Origin of the sequence: Nocardioides litoris, assembly GCF_006346315.1 — a bacterium.
GTDB classification, from domain to species: domain Bacteria; phylum Actinomycetota; class Actinomycetes; order Propionibacteriales; family Nocardioidaceae; genus Nocardioides; species Nocardioides litoris.
The window spans coordinates 1-21,235 of record NZ_VDMR01000009.1 but is presented as its reverse complement, the minus strand read 5'-3'; the positions used below and the strand labels follow the sequence as shown (position 1 = coordinate 21,235).

The window sequence follows — 21,235 nt, the reverse complement described above, 5'->3', positions numbered from 1 at the left end:
CCCATGGCCCGCATCCTCATCGTCGAGGACGAGGACCGCATCTCCTCCTTCGTGGCCAAGGGGCTGCGCGCGGAGGGGCACAACGCGACCGTCGTGACCGACGGCGTGAGCGGCCTCCACGAGGCCCTCAGCGGCAACCACGACCTCGTCGTGCTCGACATCGGCCTGCCCGGCATCGACGGGTACGCCGTCCTCGAGCGCCTGCGCGAGGGCGGCTCCTCGGTCCCGGTGATCGTGCTGACGGCCCGCGACTCGGTGAGCGACACGGTCACCGCCCTGGAGGGCGGCGCCGACGACTACATGCCCAAGCCCTTCCGGTTCGCCGAGCTGCTCGCCCGCATCCGGCTGCGCCTGCGCCAGCAGTCCGACCAGCAGGGTCCGCCCCAGGACGCGCTCGAGGTCGGCGGCGTGCGCCTCGACCTGCGCACCCGCCGGGCCACGGTCGACGGGCGCGAGATCGACCTGTCGGCACGCGAGTTCACCCTGGCCGAGACGTTCATGCTGAACGCCGGCAACGTGCTCTCCCGCGAGCAGCTGCTCGACCACGTCTGGCGGCTCGACTTCGACCCGGGCTCCAACGTCGTCGACGTGTACGTGGGCTACCTGCGCAAGAAGTTCGGGGCCCACACGATTGCCACCGTGCGCGGCATGGGATATCGCTTCAACCCATGACGCTCCTGCACGACCGCTACGAGCTCGGGGAGCTCCTCGGCCGCGGCGGCCTGGCCGACGTGCACGCCGCCACCGACACCCGTCTGGGCCGCCGGGTCGCCGTCAAGCTGCTCCGCGACAGCGCGGTCGACCACACCGACCGCGCCCGGTTCGAGTCCGAGGCGCGCACGCTGGCCGCGCTGTCCCACCCCGGCCTGGTCACGGTGCTCGACGCCGGCCTGACCGAGACCGCCGACCGGCCCTTCCTCGTGCTCGAGCTGGTCACCGGCCCCAGCCTGGCGCGCGCCCTCGACCACGGGCCGCTGCCGCTGGGGCGGGTGCGGCCCATCGGCCGTGCCGTGGCCGAGGCCCTCGCCCACGTGCACGCGGCCGGCGTCGTGCACCGCGACGTCAAGCCCGGCAACGTCCTGCTGCGCACCGACGGCGCGGTCAAGCTCGCCGACTTCGGCATCGCCCGCATCATCGGTGACCTGGCCCGCCACACGCGGACCGGCCACGCGGTCGGCACGGCGGCGTACATCTCGCCGGAGCAGGTGCGCGGTGCCCCCGTCGCGGGCGCCGCCGACGTCTACGCCCTGGGGCTCACGCTGCTGGAGGCGCTCACCGGGCGGCGGGAGTACCCCGGCCACCCGGCCGAGGCCGCGTTCGCGCGGCTCTCCCGGCGGCCCGAGGTGCCGGCCGACCTGCCCCCGGCGGTGCGCGACCTGCTGCTCGCGATGACCGAGCTGGAGCCCGCCCACCGGCCCAACGCCGCCGCGGTGGCCGTCGCCCTCGAGGAGCCGGCTCCCCCGCCGACGGTGCCCATCGCCGCCGCCACGCCGCCCGCGCCGGAGCGCACCCGGGTGCGGATGCGGCCCGCTCCCGTGGTGCGGCCCCCGGCGCCCGCCGAGCCCCCACCGTCGCCGGCACCGGCACCGGCCGCGGCCGAGCCCGAGCCGGAGGCCCCCCAGCCGTCCGGTCCCACGCTCCAGGACCGGCTGGCCGTCCTGCGGGCCCGCGCGGCCGAGGTCCCCCAGCAGCAGTGGGTCCTGGGCACCGTGGCCTTGCTCATGCTCCTGCTGCTGGTCGTGGCCGCGCTGGCCCCCTGACCGCTGCGGCCACGAGGGCTAGCGACCGACCTTGAAGGTCAGCCGGACCTCGGGCTGGGCGTCCAGCACGGGCTCGAGGGCGTCGGCGACCTCCCGGGGCTCGGGACGGTCCTCGGCGCGCGGCTCGAGCATCGCCAGGACCGTCGAGGCCACGGCCGGCGGCACGTCGTCGGGCAGCTCGTACGGCGGGTCGACGAGCTGCGGGAACCGGTCGTCGAGGTCGGCGGCGTCGGGGTCACCCTCGTCGAAGGGCCGGTAGCCCGCGACGGCGTGGAACAGCGTCGCGCCGAGCCCCCACACGTCGCTGGCGTGACCGGGCACGCCGACCTCGCCGGGCGCGGCCTGCTCGGGTGCCATGTAGAAGTCGGTGCCGATCTGCGCGGTCAGCGCCGCGGCCTCTGCCGACGTGCGGGCCACCGACAGGTCGATGAGCCGCGCCGGCGCCCCCATGATCACGTTGCTCGGCTTCACGTCGAGGTGGCACAGGTCGACGCGGCGGAAGAAGTGCAGGGCCGAGGCGATGTCGACCGCCAGCGGCAGGTACTGCTGCTGCGAGAGCCGTCCGTGCCGACGTACCAGGCTCGACAGGCGCGGCCCGTCGACGTTCTCCAGCACGACGTGCGGGCGGTCGCCGTCGGTCGCGTGCCGCAGCAGCCGTACGACGACGGGGTGCCGCGCCCGCTCGAGGGACTCGACCTCGCGGGCCAGGCCCCGCAGGCTGCGGTCGTCGTCGACCTGGTCGGGGCGGACGACCTTGACCACGACCGGGGCCAGGGTCACGTCGTCGAAGGCGAGGTAGGCCTCGTAGGCCGAGCCGCCCCCGAGCAGCCGCATCGCGGTCAGCTCGGGGGCGATCTCGTCTCCCTCGCGCAGGCGCCAGGAGGCGGCAGCGCTCACGGTGTGTCCCTCTCTCGGGTCGCGTCGGGTGGACGGAGGTCTCGAGGTCAGCGGCGGGTGTTGTTGCGCGAGCGGTCGTTGGTCTTGTTGACCGACCAGTCGCGCTTCTGCGCGCCCGGGCCGTCCTGCGTCCAGTCCTTCACCCGGCGGTCGCGGCTGTCGTCGCGGCCGGTGCGGTCGCCGGTGCCGGTGTTGTCGTTGCTGCGGGTGTCGGCGCCGACGTCGCCGCGGCTGCGGGTGTCACGCGTGCGGGTCTGCTGGTCGCGGGTGCGGGTGTCCTCGTCGCGGGCATTGGTGTCGTCGTCGTCGTCATCGGCGACGAGCACGACGTCGGGGGTGTCCTCGTCGCGCTTGGTCCAGCGGTCCTCGCTGGGGCTGGCGACCGAGGCGCCCGGGATCGCGAGGGCGCTGGCGGCGACCAGCCCGGCGAGGCCGAGGGTGCCGGTGGTGAGGGCGGTGGCGAGGGTGCTGCGCTTCATGGTGGGTCCTCCCGTCGGGGGCCGCGTCCTGCGACCCGATGACGAGAACTCAACCGCCGCGCGGTGAGCCCACCGTGAGGTCGCGGTGAGAGCCCTCTCATGGCCCCCGCCCGGGCGTCCGCGGCCGCTTGTAGGCTGCCGTCCGCGGGCGTGTAGCTCAGCGGTAGAGCGCTTCGCTTACAACGAAGTGGTCGGGGGTTCGATCCCCTCCGCGCCCACCAGCCGCCCTCAACCCAGCCGGCGGTCCGGGTTCTCGGTCTCCCACTGCCCCAGCTGCGCCTGCAGGGCCTTCATGACCTCCCACACCTGGGCGGCGGGGATGCGGACCCGGGTGACGACCTGGGCGTCGACGCGGGCGACCTGGGCGCCCTCCTCGGTCCGGGTCGGCTGCGGCGGTCGGCTCATCGAGACGAAGTCGAGGATGAACGTCTCGTTGTTGTGCCACACGCTCGCGAAGTCGGCGTAGTGGCCCTCGAGGTGCTCGGGGGGCACGGTGATGTTGAAGGCGGGGGGCAGTGCGTCCTCGGTCATGCGCCGATCATGACGAGTCGACGAAATTGCCCCACGATCCGACCCATCCGCGAGCGAGGGCTGCTCCGAACCACCGACGGAGCCCGTGCCGGCTTCCGTGGGGGTGACCGGTGCGGGCTCCGCGGCGTCCTCCGCCCGGCGAGCGACGCTCGCGACTGGTGCGGAAAAAGAGCTGAACCGCTGGCGTCTCGGGTCACCAGCGGTTCAACAACCCGAACATTACCGGGTGGGGCGTCGGACGCAAGCCGAACGGCGAGGTCCGGCCGGAATTCACCCGATCGGTCTAGACAAGGGCGCGCATCCGGGCCAGGTGCTCGTCCAGGTCGCGCGGCTGCGGGCCCGGGTTGTGCACCGACCAGCGCAGCACGCCGTCGCGGTCGACGACGTACGACGAGCGCCGCGGCGCCCCGCGGTCCTCGTCGAGCACGCCGTAGGAACGGGCGACCTCGCCGTGCGGCCAGAAGTCGCTCAGCAGCGGGAAGTTGAGCCCGTCCTGGTCGGCGAACGCCCGCTGGGCGTAGACCGGGTCGCAGGAGATGCCGAGCACCTCGGTGTGGAAGGTCAGGAACTCGTCGAGCCGGTCGCGGATGCCGGACATCTCGCCGGTGCACACGCCGGAGAAGGCGAAGGGGTAGAAGAGGATCGCCACGACCTTGCGGCCCCGGAACGACGACAGCGTGACGTCCTGGCCGAACTGGTCGCGCAGGGTGAAGTCGGGCGCCGGGCCGCCCAGCTCGATCCCGCTCACTCGTCCCCGTCGCCGCTGTCGCCGGTGTCGCCGCTGTCGCCGCTCTCGCCCTCGCCGCTGTCGTCGTGCTCGACCAGCTCGCGCTTGAGCACCTTGCCGGTGGCGTTGCGGGGCAGCTCGTCGAGGAAGACGATCTCGCGCGGCACCTTGTAGCGCGCGAGGTTCTCCTTCACCCAGCCCTTGAGGTCGTCCTCGTCCACCGAGGAGTCGGCCGAGGTGACCACGAAGGCGCGCAGGCGCTTGCCGAAGTCGTCGTCGTCGACGCCGATCGCGGCGACCTCGGTGACCGCCTCGTGGCGGGCCAGGCAGTCCTCGACCTCCTTGGGGAAGACGTTCTCGCCGCCGGAGACGATCATCTCGTCGTCACGGCCCTCGATCGCCAGCAGCCCGTGCTCGTCGATGCGGCCGACGTCGCCCGAGGACATCAGTCCGTCGACGACCTCCTTGTGCCCGCCGCCGGTGTAGCCCTCGAAGAGCAGGCCGTTGCCGACGAAGATGCGGCCCGAGGTGCCCTGCGGCACCTCCTTGCCGTCGTCGTCGAGGATCTTCACCGTCGTGGCGTACGGCGGCCGCCCGGCCGTGCCGGGGTCCTTGCGGAGGTCGGCGGGCCCGGCGATCGCGGCGTAGGCGACCTCGGTGGAGCCGTAGGTGGAGTACAGGTTGTCGCCGAACCGGTCCATCCAGGTCAGCGCGAGGTCGCCGGGCAGCGCGGAGCCGGAGCTGGCCACGACCTGGAGGCGCGGCAGGTCGTAGCGGTCGAGGGTCTCGGCGGGCAGCGCGAGCACCCGCTGCAGCATGACCGGGATGACCGCGGCGGTGTCGCACTGGTGCTCGCGCAGGGTCTCCAGGAACTGCTCGGGCTCGAACTTGCGGCGCAGCACGATCTTGGTGCCGAGCAGCATCGACAGCGCGAGGTGGGCGTAGCCCCAGGTGTGGAACAGCGGCGCGGCGATGTGGCAGGTCTGGCCGTGCTTGAGCGGGATCGAGCCGCACAGGGCGACCGCCGCCTCGACGCCAGCCTCGCTGCGGGGCGCGCCCTTCGGCGTACCGGTGGTGCCGGAGGTGAGGATGATGAGCCGGCCGTGGCGCGAGGGCGGGTCGAGGTCGTCGTCGCGGCCGCTGTCGATGAGCTGCTCGAGGGTGCGGACGCCCTCGTCGAGCCCGGACGGGTCGGAGTCGGCCCAGGCCAGGACGCGGGTGGCCACGTCGGCCTTGCTGACGAGCTCGGTGAACTCCTCGTCGTGCACCAGCACGGCGGGCTGGTCGCGCTCGAGCACCTCGACCAGCTGCGGGCCGGCGAAGGCGGTGTTGAGGTAGATGATGTCGGCGCCGAGCTTGGCGGCGGCGATGCTGGCGTCGATGAAGCCGCGGTGGTTGCGCGCCATCAGGCCGATGCCGTCACCCTCCTGGACGCCGAGGTCGCGCAGGGCGTGGGCGAGCGCGTTGGAGCGGCGGTGCAGCTCGCCGAAGGTCAGCTCGCCGAGCTCGTCGACGACGCCCACCTGGTCGGGCACCCGCAGCGCGAGCGACGTGAAGCCGCCCGCCGGGCCGGTGCCCCACTGGCGCAGGGTCTTGGCGAGCTTGACGAGGGTGGCCGGGGAGTAGGGGCGGATGACCCCGGCCTGGCCCAGCACCTTCAGCGAGGTGCCGGCGGCCTTCGCACCGGCGGCGACGTTGGAGAGCACGGGCCTCACCCTAGTGGCGCAGCGGGGTCGCCGGTCCCCCGTCGAGGGTGGGCGCCGTCACGTCCCGACGGGGTCGGGACGCGGCCGTCAGCCGACGGTCTTGGGCGCGACCAGGCGGGTCGCCGCCCAGTCCTTGCTGACCGTGACCGAGGTGGTCTGCGAGAGGCCGGCGATGGGCGCGGCCTCGGAGACGTCGGCGGCGTCGACGGCGTTGGGCCGGCCGATCTTCGGCGTCAGCAGCCAGATCACGCCGCCGCCCACGAGGTCGGTCAGCGCGCCCATGAGCCCGTCGACCAGGTCACCGTCCTCGTCGCGCCACCACAGGACGACCGCGTCGACCACGTTGCCGTAGTCGCCGTCGACCATGTCGGCGTCGATCGCGTCCTCGATCGCGACCCGGAGGTCGTCGTCGGTGTCGTCGTCCCACCCCAGCTCTTGCACGACCATGCCGGTGCGGAGGTTGAGTCGGTCGGCGATGCCGGTCTGGGCGGTGCCGCCGCCGGCGGTCGAGCTCACGGGAGGTGCCTCCATCGGGTGGGTCCGGTGCTGCTTCGGGTGGGACGCCGCGCCGTCGGGGCGCGATGCTGGGCCGTAGTCCATCGAAGATGCGCCCGGCCCGCAACCACTTCACCCGGACCGGTCGTCCTGCGACACCGTTCCGCACGGCCGTCCTCACTACTGTCCGGTAGCCCCCAGGGCGTTTTTCGGGCGTGTCCGTGCGTGCGACGATTGCGAGGTGAGCAGCGAGCAGGAGACCCCCGTACGTCGTTCCCAGCCGACCCCGACGGTCATCCACGAGGGGCTGCCGACCCAGCTCCCCGACATCGATCCCGACGAGACGCGCGACTGGCTCGACTCCTTCGACGCGATGCTCGACGAGCGCGGCCGCGAGCGTGCCCGCTACGTCATGCTGCGCCTGCTGGAGCGCGCCCGCGAGACGCAGGTCGGGGTCCCGGCGCTGCGCAGCACCGACTACATCAACACCATCCCGCCCGAGCGCGAGCCGTGGTTCCCCGGCGACTACGAGGTCGAGCAGCGCATCCGCGCCTTCCTCCGCTGGAACGCCGCGGTCATGGTCTCCAGCGCCAACCGCAAGGGCCTGGAGGTCGGCGGCCACATCGCCACCTACCAGTCCTCGGCCAGCCTCTACGAGGTCGGCTTCAACCACTTCTTCCGCGGCAAGGACCACCCGGGCGGCGGCGACCAGGTCTTCATCCAGGGCCACGCCTCCCCCGGCATCTACGCCCGCGCGTTCCTCGAGGGCCGCCTCGACGAGCAGCAGCTCTACCGCTTCCGCCAGGAGGTCCAGCACGGCGCCCACGCCGGCCTGTCGTCCTACCCCCACCCCCGGCTGATGCCGGAGTTCTGGGAGTTCCCGACGGTCTCGATGGGCCTGACCGCCCTGAACTCGATCTATCAGGCCCGCTTCAACCGCTACCTGCACAACCGCGGCCTCAAGGACACCTCGCAGCAGAACGTCTACGCCTTCCTCGGCGACGGTGAGATGGCCGAGCCCGAGTCGCTCGGCGCGATCCGGGTCGCGGCCCGCGAGGAGCTCGACAACCTCACCTGGGTCGTCAACTGCAACCTGCAGCAGCTCGACGGCCCGGTCACCGGCAACGGCAAGATCATCCAGGAGCTGGAGTCCAACTTCCGCGGCGCCGGCTGGAACGTCATCAAGGTGATCTGGGGCCAGGGCTGGGACGACCTGCTGGCCCGCGACGTCGACGGTGTGCTGGTCAACAAGATGAACACCACCCCCGACGGCGCCTTCCAGACCTACTCGGTCGAGGGCGGGGGCTACGTCCGCGAGAACTTCTTCGGCCCCGACCCGCGGCTGCGGGCCATGGTCGAGCACATGAGCGACGCCCAGATCCAGAAGCTGCCGCGCGGCGGCCACGACTACCGCAAGGTGTACGCCGCCTTCGACGCCGCGAGCAAGCACGTCGGCCAGCCGACGGTGATCCTGGCCAAGACCATCAAGGGCTGGACGATCGACGCCCTCGAGGGCAAGAACGCCACGCACCAGATGAAGAAGCTGACCCCCGACGACCTCAAGCGGTTCCGCGACCGGCTCTACCTGCCGATCTCCGACCGCGACCTCGAGCGCTCCTACGAGGAGACCGGCGCGGCGCCGTTCTTCCACCCGGGCGAGAAGTCGCCCGAGATCGAGTACATGATGCACCGCCGCGAGGAGCTCGGCGGCCCGCTCCCCCGCCGTACCCCCGAGCGCGCCAAGGCCCTCGAGCTGCCCGGCGACAAGGTGTACGCCGAGCTGGCCAAGGGCGGCGGCAAGAACAAGGTCGCCACCACCATGGCCGTGGTCCGGCTGCTGCGCGACTGGATGAAGGACCCCGAGATCGGCCAGCGCGTCGTGCCGATCGCGCCCGACGAGTACCGCACCTTCGGCATGGACTCGATGTTCCCGAGCGCCAAGGTCTACAACCCGGGCGGCCAGCAGTACGAGTCGGTCGACCGCAAGCTGCTGCTGAAGTACACCGAGTCCGAGCAGGGCCAGATGCTCCACGAGGGCATCTCCGAGGCCGGCGCGATGGGCTCGGCCATCGCCGCCGGGTCGTCGTACGCCACCCACGGCGAGCCGATGATCCCGTTCTACATCTTCTACTCGATGTTCGGCTTCCAGCGCACCGGCGACTCGATCTGGGCCATGGCCGACCAGCTCGCCCGCGGCTTCCTCATCGGCGCCACCGCCGGCCGCACCACGCTGACCGGCGAGGGCCTGCAGCACGCCGACGGCCACTCCCCCCTGATCGCCGCCACCAACCCCGCGGTCGTGCACTACGACCCGGCCTTCGCCTACGAGATCGGCCACATCATGCGCGCCGGCCTGGAGCGCATGTACGGCGACACCGGCCCGCACGGCAACGGCGAGGACGTCATCTACTACCTCACCGTCTACAACGAGCCGGTCGCGCAGCCCGCGCAGCCCGACGACGTCGACGTCGAGGGCATCCTGCGCGGCGTCCACCGGGTCTCGGTCGGCGAGCAGGGCGACGGACCCCGGGTGCAGCTGATGGCCTCCGGCGTCGGCTTCCCGTGGGTGGTCGAGGCGGCCCGCCTGCTCGCCGAGGACTGGGGCGTCCAGGCCGACACCTGGTCGGTCACCTCGTGGAACGAGCTGGCCCGCGACGCCGTCGCCTCGGAAGACCACAACCTCCTCCACCCCGACGACAGCCCGCGCGTGCCCTACGTGACCACCAAGCTCGACGGCGCCGGCGGCCCGTTCGTGGCGGTCTCCGACTACATGGCCGCCGTGCCCCTGCAGATCGCGCGCTGGGTGCCCGGCGACTACGTCGTCCTCGGCGCCGACGGGTTCGGCTTCGCCGACACCCGCCCCGCCGCCCGCCGCTTCTTCAACATCGACGCCCAGTCGGTCGTCGTCCGCGCCCTGCAGGCCCTCGCCGACGCCGGCGAGATCGACCCGGCCCTGGTCACCAAGGCCTTCACGCAGTACCGCATCGACGACCCCACCGCCGTCGCCGACGTCAAGCAGGAGGGCGGCGACGCCTGACGCCGCGCGCGCCTTCCTCCACCCACGGTGGTCGAGGAAGGCGCGCCAGCACCCACGGTGGTCGAGGAAGGCGCGCCAGCGCCCACGGTGGTCGAGGAAGGCGCGCCAGCACCCACGGTGGTCGAGGAAGGCGCGCCAGCGCCCACGGTGGTCGAGGAAGGCGCGCTAGCGCCTGTCTCGAGACCACACGACCGAGCGGCGCCTCAGGCCGTGGTGGCCGGCACCACGGTCAACCCGACCGGACCGACCGGACCGACCTGGCCGTTGCGCAGCAGCGTGCGCCACTTGGCCCGTGAGTACGTCGCGGGCTGGGTGGTGCGGATGAAGTCGTGCACGATCTTGGCGAACCGCTCGGGGTGGTCCTTGTGCGGGAAGTGCCCCGCGTTGGGGATCACCTCCACCCGCGCCTTGGGCGCGAGCGCGGCGGCGTTGCTGGCGTGCCTGACCGGGATGACGTGGTCGTCGCGGCCCCACACGACGGCCATGGGCATGGCGTCGGTGAGGTAGGCGCGGTCGGCCATCGTCACGATCTGGCCCCGCCAGTCGACCACGGCCCGCACGACGTGCCGGATCGCGGCGCGGGCCGCGGGGTCCTTGAAGGAGTCGTAGATGTCGGCGACCTCGGCGAGGTCGCGGGTGGCCTTGAGGCCGGTGTGCGAGGCGGCGCGCAGACCGGCGACGCCGACGTGGCGCACGCCCGGCAGCGTGAGCAGGCCCATGGCCTGGTGGAAGCCGGGGGTCGTGATGGCCCGGATGGCCGGCGTCACCTCGGGCCCGAGCCCGCCGGAGGCGACGAGCACCATCCGCTCGGTGCGCTCGGGGAACTGGTAGGCGAACTGCATGGCCACGCCGCCGCCGAAGCTGTGGCCCACGACCGTGCACTTGTCGATGCCCAGCACGGTGAGCAGGTCGCGCACCCCGTTGGCGTAGCCGCCCACGCTGTAGTCGGCGCGCGGCTTGTCGGACCGGCCGTGGCCCAGCAGGTCGGGCGCGACCACGGTGTAGCGCTTGGCCAGGGTGTCGATGACCGGCGTCCAGGTCGTGTGGTCGCAGCCGAGGCCGTGCAGGAGCAGCAGGGCCGGGCCCGACCCGACCTTCACGAACGCGCGTCGGTGCCCGTGCACGGTGACGTGCTGCACCACGTGCGGGTCGTCCTGCATGGCGTGCCTCCTGGGTCGTCTGGTGCCGGATTCAACCACGTGGTGTGGCCTGCGCAACATGCCCTTGAGTCGATCTGGAAGGAAGAATCCCGCTCAACCACGGGATCCTGACCCTTCGGAGCACGCCGCATGGCCCGTTCGGGGCATGGCCCGCCCCGGTGCCCCGAGCCCGCACTAGGGTGTCGTGGTGTCCCCGCGCGCCCCCCGCAGCCCGCGCGAGCGCGCGGCCGCGGCCCTGGTCCGGTCCTCGGGGGCACTCAGCACCTCGGCCATGACCCGGATGGACGCCGAGATGCCGTGGTTCGGCGAGCTCGGCGCGGCCGAGCGGTCGTGGGTCGGCCAGATCGTCCAGGCCGGCATCCGGGCCTTCGTCGACTGGTACGCCGCCCCGCCGGCCGACGACGGGACGCCCGGCGGCGACGCGACCGCGTCGTTCGCCGTGGCCGCCTCGGTCTTCGGCGCCGCGCCCCGCGCCCTCGCGGGCACGATCAGCCTGCAGCAGACCGTCGACCTGGTGCGGCTCTCGATCGAGGTGGTCGAGCACGACCTCGACGCCATCGTCGACCCGGCCGACGCGGCCGACGTGCGCGGGGCGGTGCTGCGCTACGCCCGCGAGATCGCCTTCGCCACCGCGGAGGTCTACGCCCGGGCCGCCGAGGTCCGCGGCGCGTGGGACGCCCGGCTCGAGGCGCTCGTCGTCGACGCCGTGCTGCGCGCCGAGACCGACGAGACCGTGCTGTCCCGGGCCAGCGCTCTCGGCTGGTCCTCGCGTGGCGACGTGGCCGTGGTGCTGGGCAGCGTGCCGGCCCGCCGCACCGACACCGACCTGTTCGACGAGGTACGGCGCGTGGCGCGCGAGCGCGGCATGGACGCGCTCTGCGCGGCGCAGGGCGACCGGCTCGTGGTGCTGCTGGGCGGCGTCGACGACCCGCGGGCCGCGGCCACGGGGCTGCTCGACCAGTTCGGGGTCGGGCCGGTGGTGGCGGGACCGGTCGTGGCCGACCTGGGCCTGGCCCACACCTCGGCCCGCGCCGCGCTGGCCGCCCACCGGGCCGCCCCCGGGTGGCCCGACGCGCCACGGCCGGTGCTGAGCGGGGAGCTGCTGCCCGAGCGCGCCCTGGCCGGCGACGGCCACGCCCGCCGCTTCCTGGTCGAGGAGGTCTGGCTGCCGTTGGTCGGCGCCCGGGGCGGGCTGGCCGACTCGCTGAGCGCCTACCTGGCCACCGGGGGCTCGGTCGAGGCCACCGCCCGTGCGCTGTTCGTGCACGCCAACACCGTGCGCTACCGGATGCGTCAGGTGGCCGAGCTGACCGGGCTCACGCCCGGCGACCCGCGCGACGCCCTGACCCTCCAGGTCGCGCTCGTCCTCGGGCGGCAGTCGGGTCGCACCGCGACTTTGTAGGAACCCGACAAACTTCACCCCGTCAGGTTCGTGCGAGCCCGAGGCGCGCGCGGCCGCCTGCCGACGGCAGAGTGAGGGTCGTGCTCGTGATCGTCGCCCCCGGACAAGGTGCCCAGACACCCGGTTTCCTCACGCCCTGGCTCGAGGACGCCACCGTCGCGTCCCGCCTGCACTGGCTCTCGACCGTCGCCGGCATCGACCTCGCCGAGCACGGCACGGTGTCGGATGCCGACACCATCCGTGACACCCGCATCGCCCAGCCGCTCCTGGTCGCCACCGCCCTGGTGACCACGCTGGAGCTGTTCCCGCACCCCAACGACGGCTTCAGCCAGGTCGGCGCGGTCGCCGGCCACAGCGTGGGCGAGCTCGCCGCCGCCGTCGGTGCCCGGGCCATCACCGCCGAGCAGGCAATGGTCCTGGTGCGCGAGCGCGGCAACGCGATGGCCGCGGCCGCCGCCGCCGCCCCGACCGGCATGACCGCGGTCCTCGGCGGCGACCCCGACGAGGTCCGCGCCGCCCTCGACCGCCACGGCCTGGTCGCGGCCAACGACAACGGGCCCGGCCAGGTCGTCGCCGCCGGCACCACCGAGCAGCTCGCCGCCCTGGCCGCCGACCCGCCAGCCAAGGCCCGCCTCATGCCGCTCTCGGTCGCCGGTGCCTTCCACACCGAGCACATGGCCCCCGCGGTCGACCACGTCGCCCGCCTGGCGCGCTCGGTCTCCACCCACGACGTGCGCATCCCGTTCATCTCCAACAAGGACGGCCAGGTCGTCCACGACGGCCCCGACGTCCTGCGGCGCATCGTCGGGCAGATCGCCAGCCCCGTCCGCTGGGACCTGTGCCTGGAGACCATGGCCGACCTCGGCGTCACCGGCATCCTCGAGATGCCGCCCGCCGGCACCCTGACCGGCATCGCCAAGCGCGCCCTGAAGGGCGTGGCCACCTTCGCCCTCAAGACGCCCGACCAGCTCGACGAGGCGCGCGCCTTCTGCGCCGAGCACGGCGAGGGCTCGCTGATCGACACCACCCCGACCTGGCGCATGGTCGTCTCCCCCGCCAAGGGCACGTTCTCCATCGCCGAGGACGCCGCAACGGCCGGCCTGCTGCCCGCCGGCACCGAGATCGGCGGGGTGAGCAGCCTGCGCGACCGGGTCGCCGTCACGGCCCGGCACGGAGGCCACGTCGTGGAGTGGCTCGTCGAGGACGGCGACCTCGTCTCCCCCGGCCAGCCGCTGCTGCGGCTGCACCCCGAGGGTGCCGAGGCGTGAGCGCCCGTCCGCTGGCGGCCCAGACCGGCGCCGCCCACGCCGCGATCCTCGGGCTCGGCGCCTACCGCCCGGCGCGCGTCGTCCCCAACGCCGAGGTCGTCGAGGCCATCGACAGCAGCGACGAGTGGATCCAGCAGCGCTCCGGCATCAAGGAGCGGCGCTTCGCCTCGCCCGAGGAGACCGTGCAGATGATGAGCGTCGCCGCCTCGCGACGGGCGCTCGAGCACGCCGGCATCGACCCCCGGCAGGTCGACGGCGTCATCGTGGCCACGGTCAGCCACTTCATGCAGCTCCCGGCCGTCGCCCCGTTGGTCGCCACCGAGCTCGGCTGCGAGCAGCCGGTGGCCTTCGACGTCTCCGCCGCCTGCGCCGGGTTCTGCCACGGCGTCGCGCTGGCCGCCGACATGGTCCGCGCCGGCAGCGCCCGCCACGTGCTCGTCGTCGGCGTGGAGCGGCTCACCGACATGCTCGACCGGACCGACCGCGGCACCGCCTTCATCTTCGGCGACGGTGCCGGCGCCGTCGTGGTGGGCCCGAGCGAGACCCCCGGCATCGGACCGGTGGTCTGGGGCTCCGACGGCGAGCAGTACGACCTCATCCGCAGCCGCGACGACTGGCGCGACGTCATGGCGGCCGAGACCCCCGTGACCCCGCACCTGGTCATGCAGGGCAGCGCGGTCTTCCGCTGGGCGTCGTTCACCATGGCCAAGATCGGCCTGCAGGCGATCGACCGCGCCGGCCTCACCGTCGACGACCTCGACCTGTTCGTGCCCCACCAGGCCAACATGCGCATCACCGACGCCATGGCCAGGGCCATGAAGCTGCCCGCCGGCGTCCGCATCGCCCGCGACATCGCCGAGCAGGGCAACACCTCCGCCGCCTCCATCCCGCTCGCCCTGCAGCGCATGGTCGACGACGGCGAGGCCCGCTCCGGCGACCGCGCGCTGCTCATCGCCTTCGGCGCCGGCCTGGCCTACGCGGCCCAGGTCGTCGTCGTCCCCTGATCCTGCACCACCCGGGCAGACCCCCTGCCACCCAACCCGAGGAGAGAACCAGCATGGCCACCACCGAGGAGATCCGCTCCGACCTGGCCGAGATCGTCAACGAGGTCGCCGGCATCGAGCCCGACGACGTGCAGCTCGACAAGAGCTTCGTCGACGACCTCGACGTCGACTCGCTCTCGATGGTCGAGGTCGTCGTCGCCGCCGAGGAGAAGTTCGGCGTCACGATCCCCGACGACGAGGTCAAGAACCTCAAGACCGTCGGCGACGCCGTGGCCTACATCGAGCGCGCGTCCGCCTGATGTCCCGCACGCGCGTCGTCGTCACCGGCCTCGGCACGACCAGCCCGCTCGGTGGCGACGTGGAGACGACCTGGGACGGCATGCTCGCCGGCCGGTCCGGCGTACGCCGCCTCGAGCAGGACTGGGTCGAGGACCTTGCGGTGAAGATCGGCGCGCCGGCGGCGGTCGACCCGACCACGGTCCTCGACCGGGTCAAGGCCCGCCGCCTCGACCGCAGCTCGCAGCTCGCCGTCGTGGCCGCCACCGAGGCCTGGGCCGACGCCGGCCTGGCCGCGGCCCAGGAGGCCGGCGACCTCGACGGCGACCGGGTCGGGGTCGCCATGGCCACCGGCATCGGCGGCGTGTCCACCCTGCTGGCCAACTACGACACCATGAAGGAGAAGGGCCCGCGCCGGGTCTCCCCCCTCGCGGTGCCGATGCTCATGGCCAACGGGCCGGCGGCCAACATCAGCCTGATCATCGGCGCGCGGGCCGCGGTCAACACCCCGATCTCGGCCTGCGCGTCCGGCAACGAGGCCATCGCCATGGCGATCGACCAGATCCGGCTCGGCCGGGCCGACGTCGTCGTCGCCGGCGGCACCGAGGCCGCGATCCACCCGCTGCCGATGGCCGCGTTCGCCAACATGATGGCGCTGTCCAAGACCGGCAGCGCCGACGGCGCCGACCCCACCACGGTCAGCCGGCCGTGGGACACCGGCCGCGACGGGTTCGTGCTCGGCGAGGGCGCCGGGGTGCTGGTGCTCGAGTCCGAGGAGCACGCCCGCGCCCGCGGCGCCCGCGTGTACGCCGAGGTGCTGGGCGCCGGCATCACCGCCGACTCCCACGACATCGCCCAGCCCGACCCATCCGGGTCCGGCGGCTCCCGCGCGATCAAGCGGGCGCTGCTGGAGTCCGACGTCGACCCGTCGGTCATCAAGCACGTCAACGCCCACGCCACCTCGACCCCGCAGGGCGACATCGCCGAGGGCCTGATGCTGCACGCGACCCTCGGCTCCCACGTCGGCGACGTGGTCGTCACCAGCACCAAGTCGATGACCGGGCACCTGCTCGGCGGTGCCGGGGCCCTCGAGGCCGTGGCCACCGTGCTCGCGCTGCAGCACCGCATCGTGCCGCCGACCATCAACCTCGACGACCAGGACCCGCAGGTCGAGCTCGACATCGCCACCAAGGTCCGCGACCTCCCGGTGGGCGACGTCGCCGCGCTCAACAACTCCTTCGGCTTCGGCGGCGCCAACGTCGCCGTGGTCTTCGCCACCGCCTGACCGCCCCGACCCGGGAGACCACCATGACCGCCGCCCCTTCTGCCCCGTCCGCCGCTCCGGCGAAGGTCAAGCTGCCCCGCTCCGAGGACCCCCGCAACCCGGTCACCCGGCTGCGCCACCTCCTCGACGAGGGCACGCTCGAGCTGATCACGCCCGACGACGACTCGGGCATGGTGGCCGCCGTCGGCACGGTCGACGGCACCCGGGTGGTGGCGTTCTGCAGCGACGCCACGGTGATGGGCGGCGCCATGGGCGACCTCGGGTGCCGCGTCGTGGTCGACGCCTACCACCGGGCGCTGACCGAGCGCGTCCCGATCATCGGGCTGTGGCACTCCGGCGGCGCCCGGCTCGCCGAGGGCGTGCTCTCGCTGCACGCCGTCGGCCGGATCTTCCAGGTGATGACCCAGGCCTCCGGCGTCGTGCCGCAGGTCTCCGTCGTGCTCGGCCCGGCGGCCGGCGGGGCGGCTTACGGCCCGGCGCTGACCGACGTCGTCATCCTCGGGCCCGAGGGCCGCATCTTCGTCACCGGCCCCGACGTGGTCCGCTCGGTCACCGGCGAGGCGGTCGACATGCTCCGCCTCGGCGGCCCCGAGCCCCACGGCCGCCGCTCCGGCGTCGTGCACGTGCTCACCGACTCCGAGGCCGAGGCGCTCGAGCGGGCCCGCACCGTGGCCTCGCTCCTGGGGTCGCAGGGCAGCCTCGTCGTCGACGACGTCGAGGACCTCCCGCTGGAGGACGCGCTGCCCGAGTCCAAGAAGCGCGCCTACGACGTCCACCCGCTGGTCGAGAAGGTGCTCGACGAGGGCACGGTCCAGGAGCTGCACGCCCGTTGGGCCCCCAACATCGTCACCGCCCTCGGTCGGCTCGGTGGTCGCACCGTCGGCGTGGTCGCCAACAACCCGTTGCGCCTCGGCGGCTGCCTCGACTCCCTGTCGGCCGAGAAGGCGTCCCGCTTCGTGCGCATGTGCGACGCGTTCGGCGTGCCGCTCGTCGTGCTCGTCGACGTGCCGGGCTACCTGCCCGGCGTCGGCCAGGAGTGGGACGGCGTCGTGCGCCGCGGGGCCAAGCTGCTCCACGCGTTCGGCGAGTGCGTGGTCCCGCGGATCACCCTGGTCACCCGCAAGACCTACGGCGGCGCCTACATCGCCATGAACGCCCGGTCCCTCGGCGCCACCAAGGTCTTCGCCTGGCCGGGAGCCGAGGTGGCGGTGATGGGCGCGGTCGCCGCTGTGCGCATCCTCCACCGCCGGCGGCTGGCCGAGGTGCCGCCCGAGATCCGGCCCCAGGTCGAGGCCGAGCTGGCCGCCGAGCACGAGCGCATCGCCGGCGGTGTCGACAGGGCCGTCGAGATCGGGGTCGTCGACGAGGTCGTCGAGCCCGACCGCACCCGTGGCGCGATCGCGCGCGCGATCGCCGAGGCCGTCCAGCGCGACGGCGTACGCCGCGGGGCGCACGGCAACATCCCGCTCTAGGGCTCCACGGCCGTAACCCGGGCCGCCTGCTACCCGTTGGTATGTTTGACGCACGTCACACCCACCCACGGAGGTCGATCCCCATGTTCCGGCGCATCCTCGCCTCGTCCGCCGCCGGGCTGCTGCTCGCCGCCGGGCTGAGTGCGGCCCCCACGCCGGCACCGCCCGCGTCCGCGGCCGTCGACAACAGCATCGGCGTCATCACGGCCCCGCGTCAGGCCTGGAAGCCCCAGTGCGCCCGCTACCGGCTCAACTGGCGCTTCACTCCCCCGGCCGGCAACGACGGCTGGACGGTGATCGCCAACATCATCGAGCCGCGCGGCTTCTCGATCCGCAGCGAGTTCTGGGACTCCAACTCGCCCAACAAGCTCGGCCAGACCACCGGCTCGCTGACCTTCCCGATGTGCGGCTCGAGCATCAAGCCGGGTCGCTACAAGATCAAGATGCAGATGATCGTGACCGACGGGCGTGACGAGATCACGCTCAACCGCGCGCCGACGTACTTCAAGATCTTCCGCAAGCGCCGCTGACGCCGCGGCGGTCGGTCAGACGACCTGGTGCAGCCAGCGCACCGGGGCGCCCTCGCCGGCGTGCCGGAAGGTCTCCAGCTCGTCGTCCCACGGCTTGCCGAGCAGTTTGTCGATCTCGTTCTCGAGCGTCGTCTCGCCGAGGGCCGACTTCACCACGGCGGCCTTGAGGCGGTCCTCGGGGATCATGATGTCGCCGTGGATGCCGGTCACGGCGTGGAAGACGCCGAGGTCGGGCGTGTAGGACCAGCGCGAGCCCTCCGTGCCGGGGCTCGGGTCCTCGGTCACCTCGAAGCGCAGGTGGTTCCAGCCGCGCAGCGCAGAGGCGATGGCGGCAGCCGAACCCGCCACGCCGGTCCACGAGAGCTCGGCGCGGTAGGTGCCCGACTGCGCCGGCTGCGGCGTCCAGGTCGGGTTGGTCTGCACCCCGAGGACGCCGCCGACTGCCCACTCCACGTGCGGGCACAGCGCCGAGGGCGCTGAGTGCACGTAGAGGACACCGCGGCTCAGGGTGCGGTCAGCAGTGCGAACAGTCACGACATCTCCTTTGTCTCCGGCGTGAGCTACGCCTTCCCCAGCGGGCTCTCGGAGGTGGATCCGTCGTCACGGCTGCACGTGACACGTGTGTAGTTAGATCTCTAGTGTGACGCATGAGGCGCGTCGGCACCAGTGCTCGCGTCCCTCTGCCCCATCAGGGTCGAGACGACCTCCTCGGCGATGCCGAGACCGCCCAGGTGGCTCTCGCCGCTGATCACGGTGAGCGTGGCGTCGGGCAGCCGGGCCACGAGGTGCTCGCCGTGGGCGAGCGGCACGATGTGGTCGTCGTCGCCGTGCCACCACCGCACCGGCACCTGGACGTCGGACGCCTCGAAGCCCCACGGCCGCGTGAACAGCACGAGGTCGCTCAGCGGCGCGAGCGCCTGGAAGCGGGAGCCGTTGAGCAGGTCGTCGAGGAACATGGCCTTGAACTCCGGCCGCGAGAGAAGGTTCTTGTCGCCGGGCGGCTGCACCGCGGCGTACAGGTCGAGGGCGCTGCCGGCCAGCGGCCGGACGAGCCGGACGCCCTGGGTCAGGGCCACGCCGAGCGGCACCCTCGTCGCCCGCAGCAGCGGCGCCAGGCGCACCGCGAGCCGGATCGGCCCGCCCTCGGCCGCATCGACGCCGACCGTGGGAGCGACGCCCCCGAGGACGCCGACCCCGCGCACCCGGTCGGGCAGGGCAGCTCCCGCAGCGAGCGCGTACGGCCCACCACCCGAGAGTCCCACGATCCGCAGGTCGTCGACCGCCAGCGCGTCGAGCAGCAGCTCGAGGTCAGCGGTCCAGTCGGAGATGCAGGGGTACAGGTAGGGCGTCGACGACCCGATCCCCGGCCGGTCGATGCCGATGATGCGCACGCCGTGCCGCTCGGCGTACGCACGGGCCTCGAGCGGGATCTGACGCCGCGCCCCCGGGGTGCCGTGCATCCAGACCAGCGCCGGCCCGCGCGGCGAGCCGTACTCGGCGAAGCTCAGCCGGCGTCCGGCACGCACCGCCACCGTGCCCTCGAGGGCAGGACGCTCGACGTCGGCCACGCCGCGCATCCTCCCACGGACCTCGTCGAGGTGGCGGCGGTCCGGCCGCTACTCTGTCGCCGTGTCGAGCACGGGGGGCCTGCAGGTGCGTCCCCGCCACCGGCTGCTGCTCGTGGCCGGCATCACCATCGCGGTCCTGGCCACCGGGCTCGGCCTGTGGCTGCGGGGCTCCCCCGCCGCCTTGCCGGTCGATGCCGACCGGCTCGTGCCGGCCGCGACCCCGGTCTCCGAGCCGGTGTACGTCGGCATGTTCACCGCCCCGGCCGACTTCGGCCGCACCTTGCACCTCTCCGGCGTCAAGGTGCAGGCGACCAGCAACGTCGCCGTCAGCCTGACCCCGCTGCTGTGCCGGGCGGGCTCGATCGGCGTCACCACCGAGCCCGAGTCCTTCTGCCGCCAGCTGGTCAACCCGGAGGGCCAAGACCTGTCGGCGGGCGACAGCATCCTGCTCCAGGTCGTGAGCGACCAACCGGCCGTGGCCGTGGTCGACCCGGTCCGCCTGGCGTTCAGCGAGGACCTCCAGTGGGCCACGCTCCCGGCGGGCACCGGGGCCGTCGTCAACGTCCTGCCGCGCTGAACCCGCGCAGGTGCCCGCTCAGCTCTCGTCGAGCCGGCGCTCGAGGTCGTCGGCCCGCGCAGCGGCGTCGGTGATCTCCTCGGCGTCGATGGCGTGGGTCCGGTGGAACCAGGCCAGGGCGTCCTTCTCGCGGCCGGCCGCGACCAGCGCGTCGGCGTAGGCGTAGCGCAGACGCACGACCCAGGCCTCCCGGCTCTTGCTCGTCAGCGGCGCGTTCTCGAGCACGCGCAGCGCGGCGTCGAGCTGTCCGAGGTCGCGACGGGCGCCGGCCTCGACCAGGGTCATCTCAGCCTTGGCGTCGGCACTGAACGAGGCGACCGACGGGCTCTTGGCCAGCTCGAGGGCGCGCGTCGGGTTGCCCAGGGCGCGGTGGCAGTCGGCCATGATCGGCAGGTAGGCCGTGGCGCCGTTCATCCGCTTGGCCGCCCGCAGCTCCGCGAGCGCCTCGGCGTAGTGGCCGGCCGCGTACGCCGCCTCGCCGGCCGCCTCACGCACGACGGCGAGGCGGGGCGCTCGGGCCCGGGCAGCCAGGGTGTGCTGGTAGGCCGTCTCGGGGTCGGAGTCGACCAGCAGGCCGGCTGCTGCGAGGTGCCGCGCGACGCGGGCGGCGAGCTTCTCGGGGAGACCCTTGAGCTGGGCGGTGATCGCACGGTCGAGCTCGCGGCCCGTCACGTCCTCCGGCAGCGGGGGGCCGTCGTAGACGGCCTGCTCGGCGCTCCGGGGCGCCTGCTTGTCCGCGGGGCGCTTCCAGTCGCCGCGTCGCTGGGGACGGGCGCCGCCGGCGCCCTTCTTGGCTCCGCCCTGTGCGGGCCTTCCGCTCCGGCCGCCCTGCGGCCGCGAGCCACGCTCGTTGGCCACGATCGGTACTCCCTCTTCAGATCTCGAGAAACGTCTGCAAAACAGAGTAGAGGCCACCTTTCGGTGGCCTCTACCCAATGCTTGTCCGGCGGCGTCCTACTCTCCCACAGCCTCGCGGTTGCAGTACCATCGGCGCTGGCAGGCTTAACTTCCGGGTTCGGTATGGGTCCGGGTGTTTCCCTGCCGCTATGGCCGCCGTAACT

General features: G+C 73.2%; 21 protein-coding genes, 1 tRNA gene and 1 rRNA gene. 12 read left to right on the top strand and 11 right to left on the bottom strand.

Going from position 1 to position 21,235, the window contains the following annotated elements:
- Positions 1-3: 3 nt before the first annotated feature.
- Entirely contained in the window at positions 4-672 is a 669-nt protein-coding gene (locus FJQ57_RS19820) for a response regulator transcription factor (RefSeq protein WP_139983708.1), read from the top strand.
- On the top strand, positions 669-1,760 hold the full coding sequence (locus tag FJQ57_RS19815) for a serine/threonine-protein kinase (RefSeq protein ID WP_139983706.1): 1,092 nt from the start codon (positions 669-671) through the stop codon (positions 1,758-1,760). Before FJQ57_RS19820 ends, FJQ57_RS19815 begins: the two co-directional genes overlap by 4 nt.
- An 18-nt stretch (positions 1,761-1,778) precedes the next feature.
- Here FJQ57_RS19815 and FJQ57_RS19810 read toward each other — a convergent pair whose 3' ends face one another.
- Positions 1,779-2,657, bottom strand: coding sequence for a serine/threonine-protein kinase (locus FJQ57_RS19810; RefSeq protein WP_139983704.1), 879 nt, complete (start codon positions 2,655-2,657; stop codon positions 1,779-1,781).
- A gap of 47 nt (positions 2,658-2,704) precedes the next feature.
- Positions 2,705-3,136, bottom strand: coding sequence for a hypothetical protein (locus FJQ57_RS19805; RefSeq protein WP_139983703.1), 432 nt, complete (start codon positions 3,134-3,136; stop codon positions 2,705-2,707).
- 146 nt (positions 3,137-3,282) lie between these two features.
- Between FJQ57_RS19805 and FJQ57_RS19800 the strand changes: the two genes are divergently transcribed.
- A tRNA-Val gene (locus FJQ57_RS19800) sits at positions 3,283-3,357 on the top strand.
- Between the two features lie 7 nt (positions 3,358-3,364).
- Here the strand turns inward: FJQ57_RS19800 and FJQ57_RS19795 are convergent.
- The 4 genes from FJQ57_RS19795 to FJQ57_RS19780 all read right to left on the bottom strand — a co-directional run bounded on the left by FJQ57_RS19795 (position 3,365) and on the right by FJQ57_RS19780 (position 6,616).
- On the bottom strand, positions 3,365-3,667 hold the full coding sequence (locus FJQ57_RS19795; protein WP_139983701.1) for a DUF3467 domain-containing protein: 303 nt from the start codon (positions 3,665-3,667) through the stop codon (positions 3,365-3,367).
- Positions 3,668-3,950: 283 nt separating this feature from the next.
- On the bottom strand, positions 3,951-4,415 hold the full coding sequence (locus FJQ57_RS19790; protein ID WP_139983699.1) for a peroxiredoxin: 465 nt from the start codon (positions 4,413-4,415) through the stop codon (positions 3,951-3,953).
- Positions 4,412-6,100, bottom strand: coding sequence for an AMP-binding protein (locus FJQ57_RS19785; protein WP_139983697.1), 1,689 nt, complete (start codon positions 6,098-6,100; stop codon positions 4,412-4,414). The genes FJQ57_RS19790 and FJQ57_RS19785 overlap by 4 nt, the downstream gene beginning before the upstream one ends.
- An 87-nt stretch (positions 6,101-6,187) precedes the next feature.
- The gene (locus tag FJQ57_RS19780; protein ID WP_246081926.1) at positions 6,188-6,616 is read right to left on the bottom strand and encodes a DUF3052 domain-containing protein; all 429 of its coding nucleotides are present in this window, start codon (positions 6,614-6,616) and stop codon (positions 6,188-6,190) included.
- A 220-nt stretch (positions 6,617-6,836) separates the two neighbouring features.
- Here FJQ57_RS19780 and aceE point away from each other — a divergent pair, with 220 nt between their 5' ends.
- Entirely contained in the window at positions 6,837-9,632 is a 2,796-nt protein-coding gene (gene aceE / locus FJQ57_RS19775; RefSeq protein ID WP_139983694.1) for a pyruvate dehydrogenase (acetyl-transferring), homodimeric type, read from the top strand.
- 203 nt (positions 9,633-9,835) lie between these two features.
- Here aceE and FJQ57_RS19770 read toward each other — a convergent pair whose 3' ends face one another.
- A complete protein-coding gene (locus FJQ57_RS19770) occupies positions 9,836-10,792 on the bottom strand; it encodes an alpha/beta fold hydrolase (protein WP_139983692.1) in 957 nt (318 codons plus the stop codon).
- Between the two features lie 187 nt (positions 10,793-10,979).
- Here FJQ57_RS19770 and FJQ57_RS19765 point away from each other — a divergent pair, with 187 nt between their 5' ends.
- From FJQ57_RS19765 to FJQ57_RS19735, 7 genes are all read left to right on the top strand, one after another.
- Positions 10,980-12,194, top strand: a complete 1,215-nt coding sequence (locus FJQ57_RS19765; RefSeq protein ID WP_246081925.1) for a PucR family transcriptional regulator — start codon at positions 10,980-10,982, stop codon at positions 12,192-12,194.
- 80 nt (positions 12,195-12,274) lie between these two features.
- The gene (locus FJQ57_RS19760; RefSeq protein ID WP_139983690.1) at positions 12,275-13,462 is read left to right on the top strand and encodes an acyltransferase domain-containing protein; all 1,188 of its coding nucleotides are present in this window, start codon (positions 12,275-12,277) and stop codon (positions 13,460-13,462) included.
- A complete protein-coding gene (locus FJQ57_RS19755) occupies positions 13,459-14,466 on the top strand; it encodes a beta-ketoacyl-ACP synthase III (protein WP_139983688.1) in 1,008 nt (335 codons plus the stop codon). The genes FJQ57_RS19760 and FJQ57_RS19755 overlap by 4 nt, the downstream gene beginning before the upstream one ends.
- A gap of 53 nt (positions 14,467-14,519) precedes the next feature.
- Positions 14,520-14,765 (top strand): acyl carrier protein, encoded by a 246-nt coding sequence (locus FJQ57_RS19750; protein WP_139983686.1) that lies wholly within the window; start codon positions 14,520-14,522, stop codon positions 14,763-14,765.
- The gene (locus tag FJQ57_RS19745) at positions 14,765-16,027 is read left to right on the top strand and encodes a beta-ketoacyl-[acyl-carrier-protein] synthase family protein (RefSeq protein ID WP_139983684.1); all 1,263 of its coding nucleotides are present in this window, start codon (positions 14,765-14,767) and stop codon (positions 16,025-16,027) included. Before FJQ57_RS19750 ends, FJQ57_RS19745 begins: the two co-directional genes overlap by 1 nt.
- Positions 16,028-16,050: 23 nt before the next feature.
- Complete coding sequence (locus tag FJQ57_RS19740; RefSeq protein WP_139983682.1) at positions 16,051-17,499, top strand: acyl-CoA carboxylase subunit beta; 1,449 nt, start codon at positions 16,051-16,053, stop codon at positions 17,497-17,499.
- An 83-nt stretch (positions 17,500-17,582) separates the two neighbouring features.
- Positions 17,583-18,029 carry a hypothetical protein gene (locus FJQ57_RS19735; protein WP_139983680.1) on the top strand — a complete coding sequence of 149 codons (447 nt, stop codon included), beginning with the start codon at positions 17,583-17,585 and terminating at the stop codon, positions 18,027-18,029.
- Positions 18,030-18,044: 15 nt separating this feature from the next.
- On the opposite strand, the gene FJQ57_RS19730 is transcribed toward FJQ57_RS19735, so the two are convergent.
- Together FJQ57_RS19730 and FJQ57_RS19725 are read right to left on the bottom strand one after the other, a co-directional pair.
- Positions 18,045-18,563: a DUF3145 domain-containing protein gene (locus tag FJQ57_RS19730; RefSeq protein ID WP_139983678.1), complete on the bottom strand. Its 519-nt coding sequence runs from the start codon at positions 18,561-18,563 to the stop codon at positions 18,045-18,047.
- A gap of 101 nt (positions 18,564-18,664) precedes the next feature.
- Positions 18,665-19,597 carry an alpha/beta fold hydrolase gene (locus tag FJQ57_RS19725; RefSeq protein ID WP_139983676.1) on the bottom strand — a complete coding sequence of 311 codons (933 nt, stop codon included), beginning with the start codon at positions 19,595-19,597 and terminating at the stop codon, positions 18,665-18,667.
- A gap of 61 nt (positions 19,598-19,658) precedes the next feature.
- Here FJQ57_RS19725 and FJQ57_RS19720 point away from each other — a divergent pair, with 61 nt between their 5' ends.
- Positions 19,659-20,174 carry a hypothetical protein gene (locus tag FJQ57_RS19720; protein WP_139983674.1) on the top strand — a complete coding sequence of 172 codons (516 nt, stop codon included), beginning with the start codon at positions 19,659-19,661 and terminating at the stop codon, positions 20,172-20,174.
- Between the two features lie 18 nt (positions 20,175-20,192).
- Here the strand turns inward: FJQ57_RS19720 and FJQ57_RS19715 are convergent, their stop codons facing one another.
- Together FJQ57_RS19715 and rrf are read right to left on the bottom strand one after the other, a co-directional pair.
- Positions 20,193-21,032 carry a tetratricopeptide repeat protein gene (locus FJQ57_RS19715; RefSeq protein WP_246081924.1) on the bottom strand — a complete coding sequence of 280 codons (840 nt, stop codon included), beginning with the start codon at positions 21,030-21,032 and terminating at the stop codon, positions 20,193-20,195.
- A gap of 83 nt (positions 21,033-21,115) precedes the next feature.
- A 5S ribosomal RNA gene (gene rrf / locus FJQ57_RS19710) occupies positions 21,116-21,232 on the bottom strand.
- Positions 21,233-21,235: the final 3 nt, after the last annotated feature.